This window comes from Rhizobium sp. Rhizsp82, from assembly GCF_047325115.1.
Lineage (GTDB): Bacteria > Pseudomonadota > Alphaproteobacteria > Rhizobiales > Rhizobiaceae > Rhizobium.
In genome coordinates this window covers 1,464,765-1,490,449 of the sequence record NZ_CP168570.1, presented here as the reverse complement: position 1 = coordinate 1,490,449, position 25,685 = coordinate 1,464,765, and the positions used below count along the sequence as shown (strand labels likewise).

Sequence of the window (25,685 nt, the reverse complement as noted above, 5' to 3'; positions counted from 1 at the left end):
CAGCATGAAGAAGTGCCCCTACTCCTCGCAGCGTGAAAGAATTCTAGCTGAGGCGATCAGCCCGGTTGCGACGGAGCTTCGGCTTCTGGACGCATCCGACCTGATTTCGCTGCTGCGATTCGAGTATTACGGCAATCTCGCCGATCTGGTGGCTTCCGCTGCCGAGCTTTTCTTCCATCCGGGCACCGTCAATTTCGGCCTGGGCGGCAATTATACGCTGGAATGGGGCGGCAAGCCGGAAGTAGTGCTCGATCTCGAGATCAAGCCGCGCGGCGTCACCGTCTATGCGCAGCTGACGCTCGCCGAAGACGTCGCCGGCATCGAGATCAATCACATCGCTTTCCAGGATCCGTCTGCGGATCCGGACGAGAACACCGCTTTCCTCGAGAACGCGCTGCGCGAAGCACGCTACAACGTGCGCCCGTCCTACCCGGCCTTCGCCGGCTGATCATTTTCGAAATTCAGTGCTGAAGCCCGGCTGGTTTACCCGCCGGGCTTTCTGCTCTCAGCTGATGTAGCCGAGGCGGATCGCCTTGGCGATCGCCTGGATGCGGTTGACCGAATCCAGCTTGATGGTCGCCGAGCCGAGATAGGCATTGACCGTGTGAACCGAGAGGCCGAGCTTGTCGGCGATCTCTTCGCTGATGCGGCCATCGCCGGCGAGCTGCAGGCAGGCGATCTCGCGCTCGCTCAGCGCTTCCGATGCGGCCGCGCGGCGCTCGTCGAGGGAGAGCAAGTCCATCATGATATGGCTGCTGCGGCCGTGGAGCTCGATGATCGTATCGCTGCCGGGTTCCATGTAGTCGCCGGTGAAGACGACGTAGCCGTTGCCGTTGGCGCCGAGGCGCACCGGGAAGGCCATGCCCGAAAACGGCAGCACGCCGTCCTTCAGACGCGTCAGGAAGGGTGCAAATGCTGCGGGGCCAGGAGCGGCCCTGTCGTGGCCTCCAGCCCATGTCAGCGGTAACAGAGACTTGTCGATATGTTCGAGCAGGAACTCGCCGTAGGCGTCGACGAAGGCCTTTGCGGCGTTGCTGGACGGTCCCCAATTCTCGAGCTCGCAGACAAGGCGCTGCTTGGCCGGAACGCCGGAACCGCTGACCCGGAAGACACCGAAATTCTGCGCGTCAGCCAGCTTCTGCATGGCGACGAGGCGCGGGAAAAGATCGGAGCGGCTGGAAACCCTGCTGACCCGCATCGACCGTATGTCGGTATTTCCCATCGTTCTGGTTGACGGCTGCCCCATGTAACCCCTCTCAGACCAGACTGTTCCTGACCGCAAATGCAATCGCTTCAGACCGCGTCTTGGTAGCAGTCTTACGCATCACGCTTGTGATGTAGTTGTTGATTGTGTTGCGCGAGATGCCGAGGATCATGGCGATCTCGTCGCTGGTCTTGCCCTCGGCAATCCAGAACAGGCACTCGAGCTCGCGCTCGGTCAGTTCGAAGTCGCGGTCGGCCTTGGTGCCGCCGCAGCGCAGGAAGCTGGCGAAATAGCCGGCCAGCAGACCGACGTCGCGCAGGCGCTCCGGAGAAAGAATGAAGCCGTCGTCGAAGAGGAACATCAGCGACAGGCGCGAACGGCCGACGTTGAAGGACAGCGTGCAGTACTGGCGGCTGGCGCCATCCGGCACATCGGCATTGTCGGGCAGCAGCGAGAAGCTCGGCTGGAAGAGCTGCATGCACTTCTCGAGCTCGGTCGTGCGCGAATAACCGCTGACGAGCGCACCGGCCAGATCCTTGACCAGATCGAAGGGCCAGTCGGAGGAAACGATGAAATCGAGGCCGTCTTCCTGAACCAGGTCGGAACGGGCGAGCAGGTAATGGGAGGCGCCGACGTAATCCGTCAGGGTGCGCATTGCAGGTTGCAAGCGGCCGGTATCCGCGATCTCGCCGAGCTGCTTGATCAACTCGTCCCGCGAACACAGACTAGACGCCTGAAGGCCAATAAAATTCGCCGTTTGATTTTCGCCCTTAAGCGACTGCAATATATGCATATCCATAGGCAGCGTCCTGCGGCTCAAAACCAATCTTTGCAAAAGCACTAACTGCGCAGGTTCAACTCCGGCCCGCGGCAACCCTTACACGAATCACCAAAGCCTAGGCGAAGCGCTCCAAATCGCCATCTCCGAGTTCTGGGGATTTACTGTTGCCGCATTCCGTGCGCTGATTCGCACGCAGAGGTCGCTCGATTAATTTCTAGTAAAGCTAAATTGATTCTCTCTGTTCCGCAACACAATTCGCGCCATGCGCGAGGCAAGAACAGTCAATATTGCATCAGCATATCTAATGTATATCGCCAAGTGTCGATATTGATCAGCAATATTACGATGATTATCGGAAAATGTACTTAATGAACAACTAGATAATCGTTTAAGCAATTCCTGTGTATTTCCTTTTTTCGTTCAATCGAGAGTATATGTTTCGCCTGGGGATTAAGGCCATTTTGCCACAATCGGACAAAATGCGTTTTCCTTGTGCCAGCTAATCATTCCCCCAAAAAAGGTCAGTCAAGTTGACGGATCGCCGGGCCGCTCCAGCGGCCTATTCCAGGCAAAGAAAAAGGCCGGTTGCCCGGCCTTTGTTCGTTACGCGGCGTGATCGACCGCCCATTTTCTGAGGATTTTCGCAGCGCGCTCCTCGTTGATTTCGACCATTCGAGACAGCTTGCGTTCCGGGCCTTCCTTGACGCGGCGATTGAAGTTGCCGTCGTCGTCGCCGAGGCTGAGAAGGTCCTCGGTGCTGTCGAAGCCGAAGTCCGAGCCGAAGCCGTCCATGAGCGCTCCGCCTGCCCCGCCGCCTGCTGCTGCCGGAGCGAAGTCGGGCAGTTCGAGGCCGGCCGATTCCGACGAGCTGTCGCCGAGGATGCCTGCGCCGGCACCACCGCCACCGATCGAGCGGACCAGAGGACGCATGCCCATCCAGACCACGATGAAGGCGACACCCAGGAAGGCGAGCGAGTTGATGATGGTCGCAAGGTTGCGGCTCAGCATGTCGAGAACGCGGGGACCGCTGGTGGTATCGTCAAGAAGCTGGTTCTCGAGGAAGTCCATGGCGGTGACCGTCACGACGTCGCCGCGGCTGGCGTCGATGCCGGCGGCCGAGGAGACGATGCTCTTCATCTCGGCAAGGTAGGCGTCGATCTTGGCCTGGTCTGCGGGTTCGCCGACCATCTTGGCGATACGGCCCTTGTTGACGACAACGGCGATGGAGAGCTTTTCCATCTTGTAGCTGTTGCGCGTCGTGGCCGTCGTCTTGCTGTTGATTTCGTAGTTGGTCTGCTCTTCCTTCTTGTCGGACTTGTCTTCCGACTGAGGACCGGCAGCGCCACCAGCTTCAGGAGCAGCCTGGGGAACATTCTGCTCGACAGTCGTGGCGTTGTCAGACTGCTTCTGCGACGACTGGTTGGCTTCCTTGGTGGTGCGAACCGAGCGCTCGACCTTGGATTCCGGATCGTAGGTGGTTTCCTGGATCTGCTGAGCGTCGGTGTTGAGGCTCGCCGTCACGCTGGAGCGGAAGTTATCCATACCGAGGAAGGGTGCGAGAGCCTTGTCGATATTGGATTCAACTTCCTGCTGGACGTTCTGCACGATGCCGAGAGAACGATTAAGCGTGTTGTTGCCGGCTTCGTCGCCGGAAGCGAGCAGCTGGCCGGTCGAATCGAGAATCGTGACGTCATCGACATCGAGCCCCGGCACAGCCGAGGCCACCAGGTGGCGGATGGAGCTTGCAGCGCTTCGCCCTGTGGCAGCGCTCGCTCTGATCATGACCGATGCCGTCGGCTTCTGCTCTGCTTTGCGGAAGTTGCCGACTTCGGGCATGACGATGTGAACGCGGGCGGCATTGATGCCCGAGATCGACTGGATGGTGCGACCGATTTCACCTTCAAGCGCGCGGACGCGAGTGACTTCCTGCATGAACGACGTCAGGCCGAGGGAGCCGACCTTGTCGAAAAGCTCGTAACCGGCATTGGCGCTGTTCGGCAGGCCGCGTTCTGCAAGAAGCAGACGGGCCTTGCCGGTCATGCCAGCCGGTACGGTGATGCTGGAACCGTCGGTACCAACCTCGAATGCCATATTGTTTTCGGCAAGCGCCATGCTGATCTGGTTGAGATCAGGGCTGTCGAGGCCGACGTAAAGGGTTTCCTGGGCAGGCTTATTAACAAAAAGGGCCGCAGCCAAAACAATTGCTATTGAAAGAACACCCACACCCGCAAGCGCCAGCAGGCGGGTCCGGCCTAGCGAACCGAGGTTCTTCATGACCTGAACTAATTGATTTAACAGATTCATTCTGTTCTCGCACGATCCGTCAAAGACAAAACAGGCTTATTGCCTCATTCCTTGATAGAGACCGAAACTTGTGCGAGCGTTTCGTCAGGGCATGCTTGAAAAGCAGGGATCAGAAAAAGTCGAAGTCGCCTGCTGCCTTGCTGAGAGGCTGGGAATGACCATGCCGCGTGGCTCCGCCAAGGGCCTTCTGCATTTCTGCAAGCTTGACCAGGCTGAGGGCCGTTGCGACGTCGACGGTCCAGTTCTGCGGGATTTCGCCGGTGATCGTGTCGATGAATTCGGCGAGGCCGCGGGTCTTCTGGACGGCAAGGTCGATGCCCTGCATGACCTTCATGCTGTCGGGCGCATTGAGGATATCGGCACCGCCGATTTCGAGAAGCTGGGGTTCGATGCGTTCGATCAGGTAGGCAACGTCATGCAGCTCGGAAACGATGCGCATCAGGAGGTCGGGCAGAGCCTCCAACGGCGAGGGCGGTTCGATGGGGGCATTAAAAGTCATATAAAAATCCTCAAACTCAGAAAAATTCGATACTATTTTCAACAGGTTTGGCAGGCGCGACCGGACGCTGCTCGAGGGCAACGGTCTTCTGCGTCTCGGCGCCGGTAAGCGGATATTGACGGGCCCGGCCGGAGACCGGCCAGAATTCCAGCTTGCGGCCGTGATCGCCGCCGGTGCTGGAGCCGACAACGGGGATTCCTTCATCCCTCAGGAACTGCGCGGCGAAAGCGGCGTTCTGTTCGCCGACATTGGAGAAGGTCGAGATCGTCTTCGCCCCGCCAAAGATCTTGGCCTCGAGGCGGTCGCGGCGCGCGCCCTGCTTCAGAAGGCCGTTGATCAGCAGTTCCATCAGATGCACGCCGTAGCGTGTGGCATCCCCGCCGGTCATCGGCGTATTGCCGGTTCCCGGCAGAAGGAAATGGTTCATGCCGCCCACTCCTGCCACGGGATCCCGCAGGCAAGCAGCCACGCACGAGCCAAGAATGGTCGTCAGAACCGCATTCGGATCATTCAGGACTTTCCATTCTCCCTGGATGATGTGGACACGGCGGGCTGCTGCCTCGATTGTCATTTCAGTGCTCCGAACACGGCTTCGATAGCCGCTTTCATCTTTTCGATGGTGAAGGGCTTGGCAAGCACGTTGTTGGCGCCGAGTTGAGCGGCCTTCGTAACCAGCGCGCGGTCGCCCTGCGCGGTCAGGATGATGAAGGCAGCCTTTTTCGTTGCCGGGTTGGTGCGCACGGCCTGGAGCAGACCGAGGCCGTCCATCTTCGGCATGTTGAAGTCCGAGATGACCAGGTGGTGGGGCTGCTGGGCCATGATCTTCATGCCCTGTTCGCCGTCACCCGCAGAGGTGATCTGCTTGAAACCGAGCTGGGTCAGCGCATCGCTGAGCAGCAGGCGGCTGGTGACCTGATCGTCAACAATCAGAACCTTAATTTTCTCCGCTATCGACATTATTCTGTCCCTTCCTTTCGGGCGGCTGTCATTTTCAAGATTTCCTCGCCGATGGCATTCAGTGGCAGCTGATGCTCAACGGCTCCAAGCTCATAGGCAACACGGGGCATGCCGTAGACCACGCAGGTCTTCTCGTTCTGTCCGATGGTGCGTGCGCCCGCATGGCGCATCTTCAGCAGGCCAGCCGCGCCATCGCGGCCCATCCCTGTGAGTATCACGCCGACCGAGTTGCGGCCGGCAAGTTCCGCGACGGAATCAAACAGCACATCGACCGAAGGACGGTGGCCGTTGACGGGGTCACGCTCGACAAGCCGGCAGTGCGGCGCCGAGACATTGGCGACCTGCAGGTGTCGTTCACCTCCTGGTGCCAGATAAATCTTGCCAATTTCCAAACGAGCCCCGTCCCTCGCCTCTTCGACCACAGGGGCGCAGAGGCGATTCAGCCGTTCGGCGAAGCTTTTGGTGAAGGTCGGCGGCATATGCTGGGTGATAACCGTCGGCGGGCAATTGGCCGGAAACTTCTGCAGAACCGCGATCAGAGCCTCGACACCGCCGGTCGACGAACCGATCGCGACGATCTTGCGGCCGACCCGGAAATCGGCGACCGCAGGCGGCGCAACAGGTGCTGCGGCCGGGCGCTGGGTGAACTGGCGCTGCGTACGGGCGGCAGCCTTGACCTTCTCGGCGAGATCGCCGAACGGGCGGAGATCGCCCGGAGCAGGCTTGCCGATGCAGTCGAAGGCACCGATTTCGAGGGCTGCGAGGCTTGCCTCGGCGCCGCGATGCGTCAGCGTCGACACCATGATCACCGGCATCGGGCGCAGGCGCATGATCTTCTCGAGGAAATCGAGGCCGTTCATGTTCGGCATCTCGATATCGAGCGTCACGACATCGGGATTGAGCTTCTTGATCGCTTCGCGCGCTTCCAGCGCGTCGCCGGCCTGGCCGATGACGGTCACATCGGGGTCGGCGCTCAGAACCGCGGTGATCAGGCCGCGCATGGTCGGCGAGTCATCGACGACGAGTACCCTTGCAGGTGCGCTCATGCCTTCCTCCCGACGCCCTTGGTCGTATAGCGGTACGTGGTGATGCCGATATTGTCGAAGACGTTCTTGGCATCGCCCGAGACACGCTCGGAATGACCGATATAGAGGTGCCCGCCTTCCGGCAGCAGCTCGGCGAAGCGCGACCAGATCTTCATCTGGGTCGGCTCGTCGAAATAGATGACGACGTTGCGGCAGAAAATCACGTCGAACTTGCCCTTGAACGGCCACTGCGCCATCAGGTTCAGTTCGTTGTAGGTGATCAGGCGCTTGACGCGGTCGTCGACCTGGAACTTGCGGCGTCCCTGGATCTCGACTTCCGAGAACCACTGCTTGCGCATCTGCGGCGACACGGTTTCCAGGGCGCTTTCATCGTAGGCGCCCTGCCGGGCGATCGCCAGGATCTTCGGGTCGATGTCGGTCGCCAGAATCTTGAAATCGTAATCGGCGACATTCGGCATCTGCGACAGCACGGTCAATGCGATCGAATAGGGCTCCTGGCCATCCGACGAAGCGGCCGACCAGATGCGCACGCGGCCGCCCATCTTGGCGCGGTGCAGAAGTTCCGGCAGCACCTGATCGCGCAGGTGATCGAAGTGATGGTTTTCGCGGAAGAAGCGCGTGAAGTTGGTCGTCAGGTGCGACAGCATCTCGCGGCGCGGTGCGGCACCGGCCGGCGAAGCCACCAGCGAACAGTATTCGCGGAAGCCGGAAAGGCCGAGATTGCGGATGTGCTTCGACAGGCGCGAATAGACCAGCGAGGCCTTCGTCTCGTTGAGGAAAATCCCCGCGTCCGAATAGATCATGGCGGCGATCTCCGAGAGGTCGCGGCGGGTCAGCGGATATTCGCCGCTCGCCAGAACCTCGTCGGGGCTTCCCTGCCGCACATCTTTTGCACTCATGACACTCATGCAGCTTCGCTTTCAGCTTCCGGGAAGAGGGCTTCGAGTTCGATCAGGCAGATCATCCGCTTGTCGATCGACAGGATGCCGCGGGCAAACTGACGCTGGATATCGGATGCGATTTCCGGGGTCGGCTGGATATGCTGCTCGGTCACCGTGAGGATATCCGAGACAGCATCGACCAGCAGACCAACGACCTTCCGCTTGACCTGCGCCACGATGATGACGTGGCGCGGGGTCGGTTCGGCCGCCTTCATTCCAAGGCGGGCCGACAGATCGATGATCGGCAGGACCGCGCCGCGGAGGTTGATGACGCCAATGACATAGGCGGGCGCATGCGGCATGGGCGTTGCAGGCGTCCAGCCGCGAATTTCGCGCACCGCCATGATATTCACGCAAAATTCCTGGTCACCGATGCGGAAAGCGATGAGCTCGCTATCCCCATGGTTCAGATTTTTTACGCCGTACGACATCGTCTTATCCTACCGCTGCCAGGGAGATTTCCTGCTTCAAGGCCTGGCCGCGCGAGGCGCCGACCACTGCATCGACATCGAGGATGAGCGCCACGCGCCCGTCGCCGAGGATCGTTGCAGCCGCGATACCCGGAACGTGGGTATAGTTGGCTTCGAGGCTCTTGATGACGACCTGACGCTGACCCTGGATGGCATCGACCATCAGAGCGCGCTGACCGCCGCCTTCGGATTCCACCAGCAGGGCAACGCCTTCGACCGGGTTTGCCTGGGTTGCTCGGAAGTTCAGGATCCGGCCGACATCCACCAGCGGGCAGAAGGAGTTACGGATCGAGATCAGGCGATGGCTCGCACCGAAGGAGTGGATCGCGGAGGCTTCCGGCTGGAGCGTCTCGACGATCGCCGTCAGCGGCACGACCAGCGTCTGGCCGGCAACCGTGACGACCATGCCGTCGAGGACGGCGAGCGTCAGCGGCAGGCTCATCGTAAAGACCGAACCCTGGCCCGGCTTCGAGGTGATGTTGATACGGCCGCCGAGTGCCTGGATCGAGCGCTTGACGACGTCCATGCCGACGCCGCGGCCCGAGATGTCGGAGATCTTGTCGGCTGTGGAGAAGCCCGGCAGGAAGATCAGGTTGTCGATTTCTTCATCCGACAGGTTGGCATCGGCCGGGATCAGCTCGTTGGCGATTGCCTTCTGCTTGACCTTTTCGCGGTTGATGCCGGCGCCGTCGTCGGCGAGTTCGATCAGGATGCGGCCCGAACGATGCTTTGCAGTGAGGCGGACGGTGCCTTCGGCGCTCTTGCCGGCGGCTGCGCGTCTCTCCGGCGATTCGATGCCGTGGTCGACGGCGTTTCGGATCATATGCGTCAGCGGTTCGGCGATCTTGTCGATAACCGTCTTGTCGACTTCGGTGTTTTCACCTTCGGTGATCAGGCGGATCGACTTGCCGGTCATGTCGGCGATTTCGCGAACGATACGCGACATGCGCTGGAAGACCGGCTTTACCGGCTGCGCGCGGATCGCCATGACCGAGTCCTGGATCTCGCGGGTGAGCTGCTGCAGCTCTTCGAGGCCCATGTTGATCGAGGACGTACCGGTCGTGTCGTTTTCGATGACGCTCTGCGAGAGCATCGCCTGGTTGATGACAAGCTCGCCGACGAGGTTGATCAGGCGGTCGACGCGATCGAGATCGACGCGGATCGTCTGGCCTGCGCTGTTGGCAGCGGCATTGTTCTGGGCTGCTGCGGCGGCAGCGGCACTGGCGGCGGCAGCCGATTCCTTCTTCTCGACACGGGCAGCGGCAGCGGCCATCTGCGTGACGTTGGAAGCGGTCTCAGCGGCAGCAACGGCTGCGGCAACATCCGATTTTGCGGGCTCGACCGGTGCTTCAGGCGCATCGTCGAGGGCCGAGAGATCGAACGGAACCGGGATCATCGGCAGCTCTTCGTTCGAAGCTTCCGCGGACTTGGCGTCCTCGACCGGCGTCACGGTCAGTTCGCAATCCCATTCGGCAAATTCGAAGACGGTGCGGATGGCGTCTTCACCCTTGTCCGTCTTGAGCGTGACGTTCCAGAAGAAGTAGGCAGCTTCCGGATCGATCTCGTCGAGGCCGACGAGCGCGTCCATGTTGCAGTAGATGCTCATCTCGCCGAGGCGGGAGAGATCGCGCAGCAGCAGCGTGGCGTCGTTACCCTTGGAATAGAGGTCCGAGCGCGGCTTGAAGGTGATCTCATAGGCCGGCAGGTCGGAACCGGCTTCTACTTCATCGCCGAAATCGCCGAAGGAGAAGGGGATCGGCTGGAAACCGCTATCATCGGTCGGAGCCGGGGCTGCGGCAACGGGTGCCGGGGCCGGCGCAGGCTTTGCAGCCGCTTTCGGTGCGGGCGCTTCGGCGGCAGCCGACGACGACGGCATTTCGCCGTGTGCCAAAGCCTCGAGCTCCTTCACCAGGCCGCGGCTGCGGCTTTCATCGATGCTGCCGCCATCGCGGGCAGCATTCGTCAAGTCGGCCAGAACGTCGGCCGACTTCAGCATGACCTTCAGGACGTCCTGATTAGGCTCAAGCTTGTTGGAACGAACGCAATCAAGTGTGGTCTCGAATACATGGGCGAAAGCGACGAGATCATCCAGACCGAAGGCGCCAGCGCCGCCCTTGATCGAATGGACGGCACGGAACACCGCGTTGACGGTTTCCGGATCACGATCGCCATCATTCATTTTCATGAGACCGGATTCCAGTTCGGCGAGCTGCTCCTCGCACTCCTGGAAAAAGATCTCTTTGATTTCGTTCATATCCATAGGAGAAATTCCTGGGTTTAAGCGGTTACACGCTCAATGGCATCTATCAGCTTGGCAGGGTCGAAAGGCTTTACGATCCAGCCCGTCGCACCGGCCTGGCGGGCACGGTTCTTCTTTTCGGCATCGCTCTCGGTGGTCAGCACCAAGATCGGGATCGCGCGGTACTTTTCGTTGCGGCGAACACCTTCGATGAAGCCGAAACCGTCGAGACGCGGCATGTTGATGTCGGTCACGATGACGTCAGGGTTCGACTCTTCGAGAACTTCGAGGCCCTCGACACCGTCTTCCGCCTGGATCGTCTCGAAGCCCGCATTGTTGAGCGTCACGAGAAGCATGTTTCGGATCGTCCGTGAATCATCCACGGTAAGCACTTTTTTCTTCATTGCCGGATCTCCTTGGCAAGCAGGTGGTCTATATCGACGCCGACCAGCTGCATGGTTTTTTCGAATGCATCAGACACTTTCGAGAACTTGAAAGACTGCTTGTCCTGATCCCAGGTCTTTTCCGCAGCCATCAGCACCTGTGCGCAGAGGCCACCAACACGCTCGACGCCCGATGCATCGATAACGATGTCGCTGCCGCGCATGGAAAGAAGCTTATCACGGAGTGCTGTCGCTTCATTGAGATCGAGTACCGCTGCAAGATTAAGCGTCTTGCCGCTCTTCTTCGCTGCCATCAGCCTGTCCTTGTCCCCTTGTGTCCAACCCGCAAAAGCGAGCGGACCTCATATTCCGATAGGTTAGTAAACATTCCGTCCTCCGAAGCTTGCTGCGGGGCGGGAAAAGTCGAAATCTTCGTTGTCGAACTGCTCGTCGAGCGTCACCGGCTGGGCGGCGATCTCGACGCGCGGCGCTGCTGCGCGAACCGGTTCGCGGCGCGCCGGCTGGGCGTTTTCGCGGGCGATGCGGAATTCGCGGATCGTCTGGCCGAGTTCGAGAATGACGGTGTGCAGATGATCGGCACCATCGGCCGAATGGCGGGCTGCATTGGCATTGGCGGCGACACCGGCGCTCAGGCTCTTCACCTCGCCGGTGACGGCGTCGAGGCTTGCGGCATGCTCGCCGGTATTGACGGCAATCGCGGCGATCGCCTCGTTGATGCCGGTGACCTGGCGGACGATGCTGCCGATCGAATCCTGGGTGCGGCCGACCATCTGGACGCCGGCATCGACCTGCGCCTTGGTGGTCGTCACCAGCGTCTTGATCTCGCGGGCGGCATCTGCCGAGCGCTGCGCCAGAGCGCGGACTTCCTGAGCGACGACGGCAAAGCCGCGGCCGGATTCACCGGCGCGGGCAGCCTCGATACCGGCGTTCAGCGCCAGAAGGTTGGTCTGGAAGGCGATCTCGTCGATGGCGCCGATGATCTGGCCGATCTTCTCCGCCGACTGCTCGATATCGGCCATGGCGGTGATCGCCCGGCCAACGACGGCGCCGCTCTCTTCGGCCGCAACGCGCGTCGACGCGGCGGCCTGTTCGGCGGCGCGGCTTCCCGTCGCCCCCTGACGAACGCTTTCGGCGATTGCCTGCAGCGCAGCAGCCGAGGACTGCAACTCTCCGGCATGACCGGCGGCGTGACCCGCAAAATTCTTCGATGCCTCGGAAAGCGAGCGCGTCGACAGCTCTGCCTTCTGGGTGCGATCGGAGATCCCTACGAATTCTGTCTGGACGGCGTCGAGCGCGGCGTTGAGGGCCGCGGCAAGTTCCGCATGGGCGCCATCGGCCTCGACGGGTGCGCGAACCGTCAGGTCGCGGGCGGCAAGACCATCGATAACGTCGCCGAAGATGCGGGCGATATCTGCCTTGTCCTTCTCGCGCTGCTCGGAGAGCACGCGGCCCTGCGATGCGCGCAGAGCATTGAAGCGGAGCGAAACAGCAATCTCGACATCGACCATCACGAGGCGGATGATCGCCGTCATCATCTCGCTGATTTCCTTGGCGCGGCGCTTGGCGCCCGGAAGCAGCGGCTTGCCGGCTAGATCACTCGCGAGACCGGAGATGATATGCTCGAGCATGACGCCGTGGCCGGCGACGTGCCAGCGCGGGTCGAGGCCCATCTTGCTCTGCGTATCGGAGAGAACCTTGACGCGCTCGGCATAGAGGCTGTCGAAGCGCGCATCCGTCAGCACATCCCAGTGCGAGGATTGCAGATCGTGCAGCCGGTCGAGCTGGCGGTCGTTCTGGAAATTGCTGGCGGCGTCCGGAAATGCCTGGAACCGCTGGAAAAGATCGCGGAGGCCGCTCTTCAGCTCGGTTTCGAGCAGCGGGCGGTGGCGGCGAACAAGCTCGCATTGCGCGGCATCGAGGCCGGCAAAACGCAGGCGATCACGGAGGCTGCCTGCCTGCGCGCCCTTGGCCTGATCTGATGGCATATCCTGCCGCAATGCCTATCCCCAACCACATCCGGACCTGGTCCGGTGAAAAACCGTTTTGCTCCATCCGACGAGCACAATGCAGGGAAGCGGCCTTCAGCCTCCGGCAGTATGGCCGGAAGACAGGCGTCTCCCATCAACAGAAATCTGTTTCGGAAAAGAGTGGATACCGGATCGAGCCGGTACGGCGGGACGGCGTCATGCCTGGTGGGAACGAGCAACATTTCCCATTCCGACGTGTAACGCCATGTTTATGGTTAATTCCTTGCTTGAAGGTTAATGCGCTTTTTAATCAACGCAGCCGCTGAAAGCATTTTTGGAGCAACAAATGAAATAGTCCCAAGGAGTTGCAGGCGCGCTACAAGTCCTGCGCAAGCTTTGTGTTATATCGCACCCTTAAGACATGACATGATGTCGTTAAGGATAGAGCAATGATTGTTCTCGGATTGGGATCCTGCCTCATCGCAATTGCCACTTTGGCAGCCGTCGCCCTGCTCGATCAGATCGAAGCACGCCGCGGCAGCATCGACCTTCGGGTTCTCTGAAAAGCCTTTGACTGCGGCATAGTGCGGCTTTGTGAGCCGCCCGTGTTGGCAGTGCAGCTTCGCTGATGTATGGCAGGCGCCTTAACCAGCGGAAGTTCTATATGTCTGCCAGAACCGGCCTTTTCATCATTCTTGCCGTCACCTTGTGGCGCATCGTGACGCTGCATTTCGACACGACGGATTTCTTCGTCGACGAGGCGCAATACTGGTTCTGGTCGCAAAATCTCGATTTCGGCTATTATTCCAAGCCGCCGATGATCGCCTGGTTCATCCGGGCGATGACCGATATTGCGGGTTCGACCGATATTTTCTGGGTGCGCCTCTGCGGACCGATCGTTCACGCGGCGACCGCTTTCCTGCTGATGAAGCTCGCCAAGCGCGTCGTCGGACCCGAGGTCGAGGGGTGGACGGGCGCCATCTATGTGACGATGCCGGCGGTTGCCCTTTCGTCGGTGTTCTTCTCCACCGACGTCGTGCTGCTGTTCTTCATGACGATCGGACTCTGGGCCTATGCCGGCCTGACGAAGAAGTCCTCTATCGGGCTGGCGCTGCTGATGGGCGCTGCCTTCGGCTGCTCGTTCCTGTCGAAATACGCGATCCTCTTCGTCGTGCCCGGCGGATTGATTGCGCTGCTCTTCGTGCCTGCAGCGCGCATTGCCTGGCGCGATTTCTTCATTTCCGTCGTCACGGCGCTGATCTTCGCTTCGCCGAACCTCTGGTGGAACTTCACGCATGACGCGACCACGGTTCGCCACACCGAGGACATCGCCAAGTGGGACCAGATGAAGCTGGATTTCGCCGGCGCTGCGGAATTCTTCGCTGCGCAGTTCGGCGTCGTCGGCCCGATCATCTTCTTCGCAATGCTCTGGGCCGGATGGCGGATGATCCGGGGCCGGAGCGGAGAAACGGAAAAGCTGCTCGTCTGGTTCTCGCTGCCGGTGGTGTTCCTGATCACCCTGCAGGCATTCGTCGCCAAGGCCGAGGCCAACTGGGGCGTGACGGCCTATGTGACCGGGACCGTGCTTGCCGTGACCGTTCTTTCGCGCCTCTGGCCGAAGGGCCTCAACATCTCGCTGATCATCGGCGCTGTCGCCAGCATCCTCTTCCCGCTGGCTACGATCTTCGCGCATGAACTCGTGCTGCCCGGCGGCAACGAGATCATGAAGCGCTATCTCGGCCGCGCCGAAATCAGCCGCGAAGCCGCCGCGCTCGCCAAGCAGGCCGGGACCGCGACTATCGTCACCGACAACCGCGATTTCGTCGCCGACATGTTCCACACGCTGCGCAACGAGCCGGTAAAGATCTATGCCCGGGCGCCCGTCGATCTGCCGAACAGCTATTACGAGCAGAACTTCGCCCTGCCCGCGGGTTCGCAGGAGCCGGTGCTTTTCGTCAGCCGCAATGAATTTACCTGCACCACCGGCACGGCCGAGCTGGTGAAGAGCTGGCAGCCGGCCGACGGTTATTATCGCGGCAAGGACGTCTACGCCTACAAGATGCCGGGCAGTTGCCTCGACCGGCAGCGCTAGGCAGGCGCTTGCGGGGGCAGGCAGAGACCTGTCCCCGCCCCTTCCACATCGACGAATCTCACGCCGCCTTCCTCGAAGGCGAGGCGCAGCTGTGCCTCGGTCGCACGGTGGATTTCGTGGTGCCGGCCTTCATAGTCGCGTATCGTGCTGCGTGAGACGGCGGCCTTGTCGGCAAGGTCGCTCTGCGTCCAATCGAGCAAACCTCGGGCAGCGCGGCATAAAGCAGGCGTCAGAATTGTTTCTTTAGCGCCTTGACCCATGATTTCAAGTCACCCATATTGGTCAACATAAGCCATATATGTCATGTTTTGAACGGGAATACCAGATCGGGAGATTGCGATGCCGCACGACACACCTTTGATTTCGACAATCGTCGGAGGTCTCGTGCTGGCGTTTATCTTCGGCGCCATCGCCAACAGGCTGAAGCTGCCGCCACTGGTGGGCTATCTGCTTGCCGGTATTCTCGTCGGGCCGCATACGCCCGGTTACGTCGCTGACCAGAATCTAGCTCCCGAACTCGCCGAAATCGGCGTCATCCTGCTGATGTTCGGCGTCGGCCTGCATTTCTCTCTCAAGGATCTTCTCTCTGTTCGCGGCATCGCGGTGCCCGGCGCGATCGTGCAGATCGGCTTTGCGACGCTGCTCGGCTGGGGTCTCGGCTGGCTGATGGGCTGGCCGACCGGCGGCAGCCTGGTCTTCGGTCTTGCGCTGTCGGTCGCCTCGACCGTCGTGCTTCTAAAGGCCTTGCAGGAGCGGCGTCTCGTCGAGACGGAGCGCGGCAAGATCGCCGTCGGCTGGCTGATCGTCGAAGACCTCGCCATGGTTCTGGCACTCGTTCTCATCCCGGCGGCTGCCAGCATCGGCGGTGGCGAGCATGCGACGGTCGAGCCGCTCTCGGCTGGTCTGAACCGCCTGCTCGGCCTCGATCTCGGCATCGGCGGCATCATCGGCATGACGCTGGTCAAGGTGGCGCTGTTCGTGGCGCTGATGCTGATCTTCGGCCGCAAGCTGATCCCCTGGACGATGCATCGCATCGCCCATACCGGTTCTCGCGAACTGTTCCGCCTCGGCGTTCTCGCCATCGCGCTCGGCGTTGCCTTCGGCGCCTCGAAGATGTTCGGCGTTTCGCTGGCGCTCGGTGCCTTCTTCGCCGGCATGGTTCTTGCCGAAAGCGAGCTCAGCCACCGCGCCGCGCAGGAAAGCCTGCCGCTGCGCGATGCCTTCGCGGTTTTGTTCTTCGTTTCGGTCGGCATGCTGTTTGACCCGAACATCCTGATCGAGAAGCCGCTGCCGGTTCTCGCCACCGTCTTCATCATCGTCATCGGCAAGTCGGTCGCCGCGCTGCTGATCGTGCTGCTGTTCAGGAAATCGGTGGGCACGGCGCTGACGATTTCGGCGAGCCTTGGTCAGATCGGCGAATTTTCCTTCATCCTCGCGGCGCTTGGCGTCGATCTCGGCCTGTTGCCGGAAGAAGGACGCGATCTAATCCTCGCCGGTGCGATCATCTCGATTATTCTCAACCCTGCCCTCTTCTACCTCTGCGACCGCATCAAGCCCCTCCTGGAGCGTCCGAAGCGCGAGGAGCCAGCGGCAGAGGCAGCGGAGTCCCAGGAGTCCGCCCCCGTCGAGCCTATCCAGCCGGAGGAGGACGACATCCAGCCGACATCCCTGTCCGGCCATGTGATCCTCGTCGGCTACGGCCGCGTGGGCAGCATCGTCGGACAGAACCTGAAATCGTCTGGCACGCCGTTCCTCGTCATCGAAGATTCCGAAAAGCGCATCGAAGAGCTCTCGGCCCAGGGCGTCGAGACGGTGCTCGGCAATGCCGCGGCGCGAGAGGTGCTCGATCTCGCCAATCTCAACGGCGCCCGCAGCCTGGTCATCGCCATTCCGAATGCCTTTGAGGCATGCCACGTGGCGGAGCTCGGCCGTACGGTCAACCCCTCGATCCTGATCGTCGCGCGGGCGCACTCGGACGCCGAGGTGGAAGAACTCAAGCAATATGGCGCCGATACCGTGATCATGGGCGAGCGAGAAATCGCCATGGGGATGGTTGACCGGCTCGCTCAAGTGCATCATGACAGACCAGCCTATGAAGATGGGCCGGAGACTGATACAATTCCGCCCGCGGCCACAGAGCCGCCGGAGAAAGAATGACGGGTTTTTGCGCTTTTGAGCCGGTTTGAGAGCGAGATCGCAGGACATGACGAGGGAATGCCGGATGCGCGCCGCCTGAGCGCCCGCATCGCCGTTTCCCTCTTGCTTGCCGTCTTCGCCTATCTCGGCCTGCTTTTCGGCGGCAACCTCGTTCTTGGCCCCGACTCCCAGAGCAATAATGCGCTGAGCGCGCCCGGCAAGGAAAGCCAGCCGCTGCAGCTGACGGCGCGTGAAGCCGTGCGCGGGCTGCTTGCCACCGAGCGCAAGATCGCGCCGAAACAGACACTGCACGATTCCGATGCCGCGGCACTGCCGCTTCTTGCGCATCTCGCATTCGCCGAATGGCCGGCACCTGCGCCCGCAGGCATCGCCGATACGGTCATCCGGCCTGCCGCCCCGGCGGCCCATCAGCCCCGCGCACCGCCGGTCGCCTGATTTTTCGCGCCCCTGACGGGCGCCTCCAGAACTGCAGAGACACAGCCAGCGCCTTGCGCCGGCCTACTTTTATTCAAGGAACTGAAAGAATGCGCAATTCACCATGGCTGGTGTTCACCTATTCGGTGATCATCGTGCTCGGCATTATCATCGCGCTGCCGAACATGCTCTCGCAGAGCACCCTCGACAAGCTGCCCGCCTGGCTGCCGCACAGCCAGGTTTCCCTTGGGCTCGACCTTCGCGGCGGCTCGCACCTCGTGCTCGAAGTCGATGAAGCGGACCTGACCAAGGAGCGTCTCCAGACGCTGCTGCAGGACGCCCGCCGCGTTCTGCGCGAGAAGAACATCCAGACCAAGTCGATCGTTCTCAACAACAACCAGATCGTCGTGACCCCGGTTGATCCGGCGCAGAGCAGCGAAGCCATCACCCAGCTCCAGACGCTCGGCAACCCGATCAGCACCGGTCTCAGCGCCGGCCAGTCGGACCTCTCGGTCACGGCAAATGGCGGCAACGTCATCGTCGCCTTCTCGCCGGCCGGTCTTGCCAGCCACGTCGATTCCGCCGTTCAGCAGAGCCTTGAAGTCATCCGTCAGCGCGTCGACCAGGTCGGCGTTGCCGAACCGACGATCCAGCGCATCGGCGCCAACCGCGTTCTCGTGCAGCTGCCGGGCGCCCAGGATCCGTCGCGCCTTCGCCAGCTGCTCGGCTCGACCGCCAAGATGTCGTTCCACATGCTTGCCCCGAACAACCAGCCGGGTCCTGGTGTGACCATGCTGAAGGACGACCAGGGCAACAGCTATCCGGTTCTCGACCGCGTCGAAATCTCCGGCGACCGCCTCTCGGATGCCCGCGTCGGCTTCGACCCGAACACGCATGAGCCGATCGTCAGCTTCCGCTTCGACAGCGCCGGCGCGACCCGCTTCGCAGACATCACCCGCCAGAATGTCGGCAACCCCTTCGCCATCGTTCTCGACGACAAGGTGCTGAGCGCGCCTGTCATCCGCGAGCCGATCACCGGTGGTTCGGGCCAGATCTCCGGCAGCTTCTCGCCGGATACGGCAACGACGCTCGCCGCCATGCTGCGCGCCGGCGCCCTGCCCGCCAAGCTGACCGTCATCGAAGAACGCACCGTCGGTGCCGACCTTGGCGCAGACGCGATCCGCATGGGTATCTATTCGGGTATCGTCGGCTTCGTTCTCGTCGCCCTCTTCATCTTCGTGCTCTACGGCACCTGGGGCTTCCTCGCGAACTTCGCCCTGCTGATCCACACGATCCTGACCTTCTCGGCCCTGACCCTTGTCGGCGCGACGCTGACGCTGCCGGGTATCGCGGGTGTCGTTCTCGGTATCGGTCTTGCGGTCGACGCGAACGTTCTCATCAACGAGCGCATTCGTGAAGAAACGCGCAAGGGCAAGAGCGCCTTTGCCGCTATCGATACCGGCTTCCGCCGCGCCTACTCGACGATTATCGACGGCAACATGACGGCGCTTATCGCTGCCGCCATCCTGTTCTGGTTCGGCTCCGGCCCGGTCCGCGGCTTCGCGGTCACCATGGCACTCGGCCTGATCATCTCGATGTTCACCTCGGTCGCCTTCGTTCGCGTCACGATGATCGAGATCACCCGCCGCCGTAAGCTCAAGGTTCTGAACATCAAGCCGCTGCTGCCGATGATGTTCAACCCCTACGGCCGCCACATCCAGTTCATGAAGGCACGCTTCTTCGGCGTCACGGTCTCGGCACTGCTGTCGATCGCATCGGTCGTGCTCTTCATCCATCCGGGCCTCAACTACGGCGTCGACTTCCGTGGTGGTATCCAGATGTCGGTCAAGACGACCGAAGCTGCTGATCTCGGCAAGTTCCGTGAAGGCCTGAACAGCCTCGGCCTCGGCGAAGTCTCGCTGCAGTCCTATGGCGACAACAACACCATGGCGGTGCGTGCGCAGCGCCAGGAAGGTGGCGAAGAGGCACAGACGGCCGCCGTCGAAAAGCTGAAGGCGGAGATCGTCAAGATCGATCCGTCGGCAACCGTTACCGGCACCGACGTCATCGGCCCGAAGGTCTCCGGCGAACTTGCGTGGGCAGGTATCCTGTCCGTCGTCATCGCCAGCCTGGCGATGCTCGCCTATATCTGGGCACGCTTCGAATGGCCATTCGCTGTCGGCGCCATCGTGACGCTCGTCCTCGACGTCACCAAGGCAATCGGCTTCTTCGCGCTGACCGGCCTCGACTTCAACCTGACGGCTATCGCGGCGATCCTGACGCTGGTCGGCTACTCGGTGAACGACAAGGTCGTCGTCTATGACCGCATGCGTGAAAACATGCGCCTCTACAAGTCGATGCCGTTGCGCGAAATCATCGACCGCTCGATCAACGAGACGCTGGCACGAAGCCTCTACACCAACGCCACCGCATTCCTCGCCCTGCTTCCTATGGCGATCTGGGGCGGTAGCGCGGTCGAGAGCTTCGCGATCCCGATGGTCTTCGGCATCCTCGTTGCCGGTGCTTCGTCGATCTTCATCGCAGCGCCGATCCTTCTCTTCCTCGGCGACTGGCGCCGCCGCCATGCCAAGCCGGCAGCGGATGCGAAGCCCGAAGCAGAGATCATTCCGCCGGACGCTGTGGAGCCGCGCAAATCGATCGGCTAAAAACCGGTTGTTAACAAAAGCTTGAGGCGGGCGCCGGTTGCAGAACCGGCGCCCTCTTTTTATGGTAGCCCTGAGGTCGAGGGGAGATACCGCCATGTCATCCAGCACGACGCCGCAGGAGACGAACACTACCGAGGAGCGCATCCGCCGCTTCCTCGCAGTCGCATCGCACGACCTGCAGTCGCCGCTCCGTCATATCGCCATGTATTCGGAAATCCTGCTTGAGGATCTCGAAGGCAGGATCAGCGCCGACGAAAAGCAGAGCCTGACGACCATTCTCGACAAGGTGCAGACGGCACAGCGGCTGACGAAGGCGCTGATGACCTTTGCTGCCGGTACGCCGCAAGTAGCGCGCGAGAGCGTCAATCTCAACGCTGCTGCGCAAACGGCATGGAATGAGGCGATTGCCGAGGTTCCCGGTACCGATGCGACCCTAGTCCACGGCGAGTTGCCGGAACTGCGCACCGACGGCGCGCTGCTGACCGCGGTGCTGAGGCAGCTATTCGCGAATGCGGTTTTTCATGGCGAGCGGGATGCCCTGCGGGTGGAGGTGACGGCAGCGCGGGATGGGTCCACGCTGGTCATCGCCATTGCGGACAATGGACACGGCATTGATCCTGATCATCAGGGGCGCATCTTCGAAGCCTTCTGGAAGCTGCCGAAGCCGGGCCGCATTGCGGGTCCGGGGCTCGGGCTGTCTATCTCGCGCGAGCTGACCACTGCGATGGGCGGAACGCTCGATCTCGCAAGCTCATCCGAGAATGGCAGCCGGTTCGAAATCCGCCTGCCCGCCTGAGATCGTCAGATATTGTAGTCGTCCTTCCAGAAATCCGGGACGTCGTAGGTCACGTATTCGCGGATGATGTATTGCAGCGTGCGCGCGTCCATCTCGTCCTTGCCGATGCGGAAATCGACGCCGTAGTCGGGAAACTGCTGGAAATAGCCGTCGGAAATATCCGTCGAGATCACGCCGATCGGCCCGGTATAGCCGATGCCGCGCAATTCCGGCACCGTCTCGCGGAAATCGGCATTCGGCAGCAGGCGATTGTCGAGCAGGATCAGGTCGAACTTGACGCTCTTCATCTTGTCGACGGCATCGCCCACCGACTGGGCATATTCGACATCGACCGCCGGCTCCGACAGGCTGCCGATCTTCTTCTTCAGCGAGCGGAACTCGATGAACTCGTCGTCCACGAACAGGACCTTGACGGTCCCCGCGGCTCTGGCCTCGGCTGTCATCTGATCTCCTCCGGTCACGAAACGAGCCCGTTTCTCAGCGCTATCGCAACCATATGAACGCGATTGACCGCATCGAGTTTCCGCACCGCAGCGGTGATATGCGAATTCACCGTATGCTCCGAGAGGCCAAGAATGATGGCGATCTCGGCAGAGGTCTTGCCTTCGCTCGTCCACTTGACGATCTCGGCCTCGCGCTGCGTCAGACGTCCAGTCATTTCCTGGGTCAAGATTTCCTCGTACAGCTTGTCGAAGATGCGCATGACGTCGAGGAGGACATCGGCGATCTCGCTCTGGTCCGGCTCCTGGCGAATGCCGCTGAGCACCAGACAGTAGCGGCGGCCCTCGGGCGTGAAGAGCGGGATGAAGAGAAAAGTGTTGCCGTTGAACTCGTTGAACACCAGATCGGCGGGATAGCCTTCCAGCTGGGCGCTCTTGCCGAAGACCGGCGTCGTCAGGAACTGCGCGGACTTGGCCTTGATCGTTCCCAGCGCTTCCTTCAGCGTCTGGATGAACAGGCTGGCGCGGCGCTCGGCGATATTGGTGATGACGATTTCGCGCTCACCGAACGGGGCGGCGGCTTCGGAAATCTTCGCCAATGCGAAGTTGTCGAAGTGATAATGGTGCGCCGCCGCCTTGAACAAGCGGAAGAAATCGGTGCGGTTGATGGCCCGGTTCAGCTCGGGCCCAGTATGAAAAGGAACAGCCGCTGCGTTGGTCATTCCGGCAACCTTACCTCGAAGCCTTCACAAGTCACCCCACCTCATCCCGAAATCTTGGGATATACGTCCTAAACGCGAACAGTTAGAAAAATTTCCGAGACAGTTGATGAGGATAAAGGAACAGGGACCTCCAATATCCTGAGGCATAAACGCTCATCGATTTCTCAACCGCAAGTGATGCAAAGGCCAGATGTACTGAAATCGTAGTCTTACCTAGGTATCGCATTTTTCGTTATTCTTGATCTCTCGAATAGCGGAAAAAGTGCCGGAAGTAAGCGCGGGAGGGCCGATAGATCCGTTCAGCTAAGGGGTTGGCTGAAGTTCGTGGCGGCGAACAAGGGTCGGTCGGCTCTCTCAGCGCTCAAATCACTCCTCTTCCCATTGGTTGTATCTTGAGACGCTGAAACGGCCTTGTCAATCGGCCTTTCCGTGCGCGCCCGGAGCGTTCCGAGCGCCGGTTCCATGCTGCTCAACCGAGCGGAATATCCTCAGGATTCAAAGGCTTCAGGAAAAACACATGGGCGCCGGCTGCCAGCGAACGCTGGCGGTCTTCTTCCGCATCCGAGCCGCTGCAGACACCCAGCCTGATGCCTGTGAATCGCGGATCCTGACTGATCTGCCGGATCAAAAGCAGCCCGCCATCGAGCGGCATGTAGAGATCGGCGATCAGCAGATCGGGCATCGGCTCGCCTTTTCCATGGCGCGCTTGCAGCATTTCCCACGCCTCCTGCGGCTGGGAAAAGGTGACGAGATCCGCCTTCAGCACGTTCTTGCGGCGCATGTAGTCGAGATAGAAAAGATCATCCTTGCTATCGTCGATGTAGAATATCAAAGGCATAGCTGCTCGATCCGATCATCGGCGGGCCTCGCTTCACTGACCCGAAACATGACACTAGATATGTTTCGCTAACAATCGCTATCAATCCTGTGAAAATCGTCAGTAGAACACGATCGCAACCCTGCGTTTCCTATTGAGTATTCGCCGAATTCGGAAAAGATGGCACGAACTCAGGAGGACAGGGCGCGTGTGGGCTGAAGCCGCTGGCAAATCGCGGGACGACGAGCGGAAGAAGAAGCGCTATCGGGCGACAGCACTGACCGTCAGCAGCTTGATCGGGCTGCTCGGCATCGCCGCGATTGCCGGCTGGTTGTTCGAGGTCGAGGTCATCGTCTCGGTGGTGCCGGACTTTCCGGCGATGGCCTTCAACACGGCGCTCTGCTTCATCCTCTCCGGCTTTGCGCTCGCCGGCTCGGTCTCGACCAGGCGGCGCTTCAATATCGCGGCCTCGGTGTTTGCCGCCGGCGTCATTGCCATCACGCTGATCCGCTTCAGCGAAATCCTGGCACTCGGACGAACGTCACATCTCGTCGATCGGTTGCTCACCAATCTTCTGGTTTCCCAGGAATTCTCCGACCTGATCGGCGGCGGCATGGGTCCGAATACCGCTCTGATCTTCCTGATCGGCAATGTCGCGCTGTTTGCGACGCTGAACTGGAAGGACGAGCGGGCGCCGCTCGTCCAGGAACTGACGAGCTATGTGGCGATCACGCTCGGGATGATCGCCTTTGCCGCCTATATCACCAGCGCCGAGCATGGCTACCGGTGGGGGCCCTATGCGGCGATGGCGCTGCATACGTCGATCGGCATGATGGTGTTCGGCGGCGGGTTGCTGGCGAGCGCCTGGTGGCGGCAGCCGCAAGGCGGCGCCAGCGTGCCGCTCTGGATCCCCGGCGTCATCTGCTTCACCGGCCTGCTCGCCGACCTCTATACGCCGCTCGGCGTTGCCAACGGCATTCTCTATGTCCCCCTGGTGCTGACGGCGCTCTGGTTCGGCAATCGCAAGGCACCGCTGTTCTTCGCCTTCGTCTGCACCATCCTGATCCTGCTCGGCTTCTTTGCCGTCAGCCACCCGGACGACATTCTCTGGCAGGAAATCGCCAATCGCACGGTCACCATCGCGATGCTGTGGCTGATCGCCTATCTGGTGCATCACTATATGCGCAACAGCGCGAGCCTGGAGACCGAGCGCATCCGCTTCAGCTCGCTGGTGCGCAACACGCCGGATGCCGTCATCACCATGGACGAGCGCGGGGTGATCTCGAGCTTCAATCCGGCCGCGGAACAGATGTTCGGCTATACGCCGGCCGAAGCGCTGGGCAAGAATATCAAGATGCTCATGCCGGAGCCCTATCACTCCGAGCATGACGGTTATCTCAGCCGTTACCGGCAGACCGGCGAGGAACGGATCATCGGCACGACCCGCATGGTCTCCGGCCGGCGCAAGAATGGCGCTGCCTTTCCGCTCGATCTCTCCGTCAGCGTCGTGCCGACCGGTGGTTCGCGCACCTTTGTCGGCATCGTGCGCGATATCAGCGAGCGCATTCGCCAGGAGGAGCGGCTGAAGACCATGGTCGGCCAGCTTGAGGCCTATACGGCCGATCTGGAGCGTAGCAACCAGGATCTCGACGAATTCGCCTATATCGCCTCGCATGACCTGAAGGAGCCGCTGCGCGGGCTGCACAATCACTCCCGCTTCCTGCTCGAAGACTATGAGCAGCAGCTGGACGAGGATGGCGTGCGGCGTCTGAACCGCCTCGTTCGCCTCAGCCAGCGGATGGAGAAGCTCGTCAACGACCTGCTCTATTTCTCCCGCATCGGCCGACAGCAGCTGGCGGTGAAGCGCACCGACATCAACCTCGTGGTCAAGGATGTCGTCGGCACGCTCGAAGTGTTCCTGGAGGAGCGCAATGCGCAGGTGACGACGGATGGGGAGCTTCCCGAGGTGGTCTGCGACGCAACGCGGCTGACCGAGGTGTTCCGCAACCTCGTGACCAACGCAGTCAAATACAACGACAAGGCAGAGCCGCTGGTAACGATCGGCTATCTCGATCATTACCATGGCAAGGACGGCTCGGAGGCGAGCGACGTGTTCTTCGTCAGGGACAATGGCAAGGGCATCGCACCGGAATTCTACGAAGACATTTTCCGCATTTTCAAACGTCTGGAAAAATCGCAGGATTCGGATGATGGGACCGGAGCCGGTCTGACCTTCGTGCGCAAGATCATCGCCCGCCACAATGGCGAGATCTGGCTCGAATCCGAGCTCGGGACAGGCACGACATTCTATTTTACGCTGGGAAGCAAACGAGAGGACCAGAATGCAGCCGCGTGACATGCAGCCGATCCTGATTGTCGAGGACAGCGAGGACGACTTCGAGGCGACGATGCGCGCCTTCAAGCGCACCAACCTGCGAAACCCCATCCGCTGGGCCGCATCCGGCCAGGAAGCGCTCGATGCGCTGGCGGAGATGAACCCGCGTCCCGGCCTGGTTTTACTCGACCTGAACATGCCGGGCCTCGATGGGCGCAAGACGCTTGAAGCCATTAAGTCCAATGCGCATTGGCGCAAGATCCCGGTCGTGATCCTGACGACATCCGACGACGAGCGCGATATCGAGGGCTGCTATGCGCTCGGCGCCAATACCTATGTGCAGAAGCCGGTGGATCTGGACGGGCTGTTCGCCGCCATCCAGCGGCTGAAGGAATACTGGTTCGAAATTGCCATCCTGCCGCACGAGGACTGAC

The 25,685-nt window shown here is 61.0% G+C and carries 25 protein-coding genes; 8 read left to right on the top strand and 17 right to left on the bottom strand.

Features of this window, described 5'->3' with window-relative positions:
- Positions 1 to 4 precede the first annotated feature (4 nt).
- On the top strand, positions 5 to 448 hold the full coding sequence (locus tag ACEN84_RS12030; RefSeq protein WP_112713322.1) for a hypothetical protein: 444 nt from the start codon (positions 5 to 7) through the stop codon (positions 446 to 448).
- Between the two features lie 57 nt (positions 449 to 505).
- Here ACEN84_RS12030 and visR read toward each other — a convergent pair whose 3' ends face one another.
- The 13 genes from visR to ACEN84_RS11965 all read right to left on the bottom strand — a co-directional run bounded on the left by visR (position 506) and on the right by ACEN84_RS11965 (position 12,830).
- Positions 506 to 1,246, bottom strand: a complete 741-nt coding sequence (gene visR / locus ACEN84_RS12025) for a transcriptional regulator VisR (RefSeq protein ID WP_112713324.1) — start codon at positions 1,244 to 1,246, stop codon at positions 506 to 508.
- A gap of 10 nt (positions 1,247 to 1,256) precedes the next feature.
- Positions 1,257 to 2,003 carry a transcriptional regulator VisN gene (gene visN, locus ACEN84_RS12020; RefSeq protein ID WP_112713326.1) on the bottom strand — a complete coding sequence of 249 codons (747 nt, stop codon included), beginning with the start codon at positions 2,001 to 2,003 and terminating at the stop codon, positions 1,257 to 1,259.
- 585 nt (positions 2,004 to 2,588) lie between these two features.
- Positions 2,589 to 4,289, bottom strand: a complete 1,701-nt coding sequence (gene fliF / locus ACEN84_RS12015) for a flagellar basal-body MS-ring/collar protein FliF (RefSeq protein WP_112713328.1) — start codon at positions 4,287 to 4,289, stop codon at positions 2,589 to 2,591.
- 109 nt (positions 4,290 to 4,398) lie between these two features.
- A complete protein-coding gene (cheT, locus tag ACEN84_RS12010; protein ID WP_112713330.1) occupies positions 4,399 to 4,788 on the bottom strand; it encodes a chemotaxis protein CheT in 390 nt (129 codons plus the stop codon).
- Between the two features lie 16 nt (positions 4,789 to 4,804).
- The gene (gene cheD / locus ACEN84_RS12005) at positions 4,805 to 5,359 is read right to left on the bottom strand and encodes a chemoreceptor glutamine deamidase CheD (RefSeq protein WP_112713332.1); all 555 of its coding nucleotides are present in this window, start codon (positions 5,357 to 5,359) and stop codon (positions 4,805 to 4,807) included.
- Positions 5,356 to 5,745, bottom strand: a complete 390-nt coding sequence (locus ACEN84_RS12000) for a response regulator (RefSeq protein ID WP_112713334.1) — start codon at positions 5,743 to 5,745, stop codon at positions 5,356 to 5,358. Before ACEN84_RS12000 ends, cheD begins: the two co-directional genes overlap by 4 nt.
- On the bottom strand, positions 5,745 to 6,791 hold the full coding sequence (gene cheB / locus ACEN84_RS11995) for a protein-glutamate O-methylesterase CheB (protein ID WP_112713336.1): 1,047 nt from the start codon (positions 6,789 to 6,791) through the stop codon (positions 5,745 to 5,747). The genes ACEN84_RS12000 and cheB overlap by 1 nt, the downstream gene beginning before the upstream one ends.
- Complete coding sequence (cheR, locus tag ACEN84_RS11990; protein WP_112713338.1) at positions 6,788 to 7,699, bottom strand: protein-glutamate O-methyltransferase CheR; 912 nt, start codon at positions 7,697 to 7,699, stop codon at positions 6,788 to 6,790. The genes cheB and cheR overlap by 4 nt, the downstream gene beginning before the upstream one ends.
- The gene (locus ACEN84_RS11985; protein ID WP_112713340.1) at positions 7,696 to 8,163 is read right to left on the bottom strand and encodes a chemotaxis protein CheW; all 468 of its coding nucleotides are present in this window, start codon (positions 8,161 to 8,163) and stop codon (positions 7,696 to 7,698) included. The genes cheR and ACEN84_RS11985 overlap by 4 nt, the downstream gene beginning before the upstream one ends.
- A 4-nt stretch (positions 8,164 to 8,167) precedes the next feature.
- Positions 8,168 to 10,462: a chemotaxis protein CheA gene (locus ACEN84_RS11980; RefSeq protein ID WP_413710985.1), complete on the bottom strand. Its 2,295-nt coding sequence runs from the start codon at positions 10,460 to 10,462 to the stop codon at positions 8,168 to 8,170.
- A gap of 17 nt (positions 10,463 to 10,479) precedes the next feature.
- Positions 10,480 to 10,845 (bottom strand): chemotaxis response regulator CheY1, encoded by a 366-nt coding sequence (gene cheY1, locus ACEN84_RS11975; RefSeq protein WP_003570362.1) that lies wholly within the window; start codon positions 10,843 to 10,845, stop codon positions 10,480 to 10,482.
- Positions 10,842 to 11,138, bottom strand: coding sequence for an STAS domain-containing protein (locus ACEN84_RS11970; RefSeq protein ID WP_112713344.1), 297 nt, complete (start codon positions 11,136 to 11,138; stop codon positions 10,842 to 10,844). Before ACEN84_RS11970 ends, cheY1 begins: the two co-directional genes overlap by 4 nt.
- A 63-nt stretch (positions 11,139 to 11,201) precedes the next feature.
- Complete coding sequence (locus ACEN84_RS11965; RefSeq protein WP_413710984.1) at positions 11,202 to 12,830, bottom strand: globin-coupled sensor protein; 1,629 nt, start codon at positions 12,828 to 12,830, stop codon at positions 11,202 to 11,204.
- Between the two features lie 646 nt (positions 12,831 to 13,476).
- Here ACEN84_RS11965 and ACEN84_RS11960 point away from each other — a divergent pair.
- The gene (locus ACEN84_RS11960) at positions 13,477 to 14,904 is read left to right on the top strand and encodes an ArnT family glycosyltransferase (RefSeq protein ID WP_413710983.1); all 1,428 of its coding nucleotides are present in this window, start codon (positions 13,477 to 13,479) and stop codon (positions 14,902 to 14,904) included.
- Here the strand turns inward: ACEN84_RS11960 and ACEN84_RS11955 are convergent.
- Positions 14,901 to 15,164 carry a helix-turn-helix transcriptional regulator gene (locus tag ACEN84_RS11955; protein WP_112713350.1) on the bottom strand — a complete coding sequence of 88 codons (264 nt, stop codon included), beginning with the start codon at positions 15,162 to 15,164 and terminating at the stop codon, positions 14,901 to 14,903. The two genes, ACEN84_RS11960 and ACEN84_RS11955, sit on opposite strands and share 4 nt — an antisense overlap.
- Before the next feature lie 79 nt (positions 15,165 to 15,243).
- On the opposite strand from ACEN84_RS11955, the gene ybaL reads away from it, so the two are divergent.
- The 4 genes from ybaL to ACEN84_RS11935 all read left to right on the top strand — a co-directional run bounded on the left by ybaL (position 15,244) and on the right by ACEN84_RS11935 (position 20,937).
- A complete protein-coding gene (ybaL, locus tag ACEN84_RS11950; protein WP_413710982.1) occupies positions 15,244 to 17,061 on the top strand; it encodes a YbaL family putative K(+) efflux transporter in 1,818 nt (605 codons plus the stop codon).
- 57 nt (positions 17,062 to 17,118) lie between these two features.
- Positions 17,119 to 17,496 (top strand): hypothetical protein, encoded by a 378-nt coding sequence (locus tag ACEN84_RS11945; RefSeq protein WP_112713354.1) that lies wholly within the window; start codon positions 17,119 to 17,121, stop codon positions 17,494 to 17,496.
- Between the two features lie 89 nt (positions 17,497 to 17,585).
- Positions 17,586 to 20,141 (top strand): protein translocase subunit SecD, encoded by a 2,556-nt coding sequence (secD, locus tag ACEN84_RS11940; protein WP_130279064.1) that lies wholly within the window; start codon positions 17,586 to 17,588, stop codon positions 20,139 to 20,141.
- Positions 20,142 to 20,235: 94 nt separating this feature from the next.
- Positions 20,236 to 20,937, top strand: coding sequence for a sensor histidine kinase (locus ACEN84_RS11935; protein WP_413710981.1), 702 nt, complete (start codon positions 20,236 to 20,238; stop codon positions 20,935 to 20,937).
- Between the two features lie 5 nt (positions 20,938 to 20,942).
- Here ACEN84_RS11935 and ACEN84_RS11930 read toward each other — a convergent pair whose 3' ends face one another.
- The 3 genes from ACEN84_RS11930 to ACEN84_RS11920 all read right to left on the bottom strand — a co-directional run bounded on the left by ACEN84_RS11930 (position 20,943) and on the right by ACEN84_RS11920 (position 22,937).
- On the bottom strand, positions 20,943 to 21,380 hold the full coding sequence (locus ACEN84_RS11930) for a response regulator (RefSeq protein WP_112713360.1): 438 nt from the start codon (positions 21,378 to 21,380) through the stop codon (positions 20,943 to 20,945).
- A 14-nt stretch (positions 21,381 to 21,394) separates the two neighbouring features.
- On the bottom strand, positions 21,395 to 22,099 hold the full coding sequence (locus tag ACEN84_RS11925) for a response regulator transcription factor (RefSeq protein ID WP_112713362.1): 705 nt from the start codon (positions 22,097 to 22,099) through the stop codon (positions 21,395 to 21,397).
- A 469-nt stretch (positions 22,100 to 22,568) separates the two neighbouring features.
- Positions 22,569 to 22,937, bottom strand: a complete 369-nt coding sequence (locus tag ACEN84_RS11920; protein WP_413710980.1) for a response regulator — start codon at positions 22,935 to 22,937, stop codon at positions 22,569 to 22,571.
- 187 nt (positions 22,938 to 23,124) lie between these two features.
- On the opposite strand from ACEN84_RS11920, the gene ACEN84_RS11915 reads away from it, so the two are divergent.
- Together ACEN84_RS11915 and ACEN84_RS11910 are read left to right on the top strand one after the other, a co-directional pair.
- On the top strand, positions 23,125 to 25,272 hold the full coding sequence (locus ACEN84_RS11915) for a PAS domain S-box protein (protein ID WP_413710979.1): 2,148 nt from the start codon (positions 23,125 to 23,127) through the stop codon (positions 25,270 to 25,272).
- Entirely contained in the window at positions 25,259 to 25,684 is a 426-nt protein-coding gene (locus ACEN84_RS11910) for a response regulator (protein ID WP_112713368.1), read from the top strand. Before ACEN84_RS11915 ends, ACEN84_RS11910 begins: the two co-directional genes overlap by 14 nt.
- The last annotated feature ends 1 nt before the right edge of the window (position 25,685 follow it).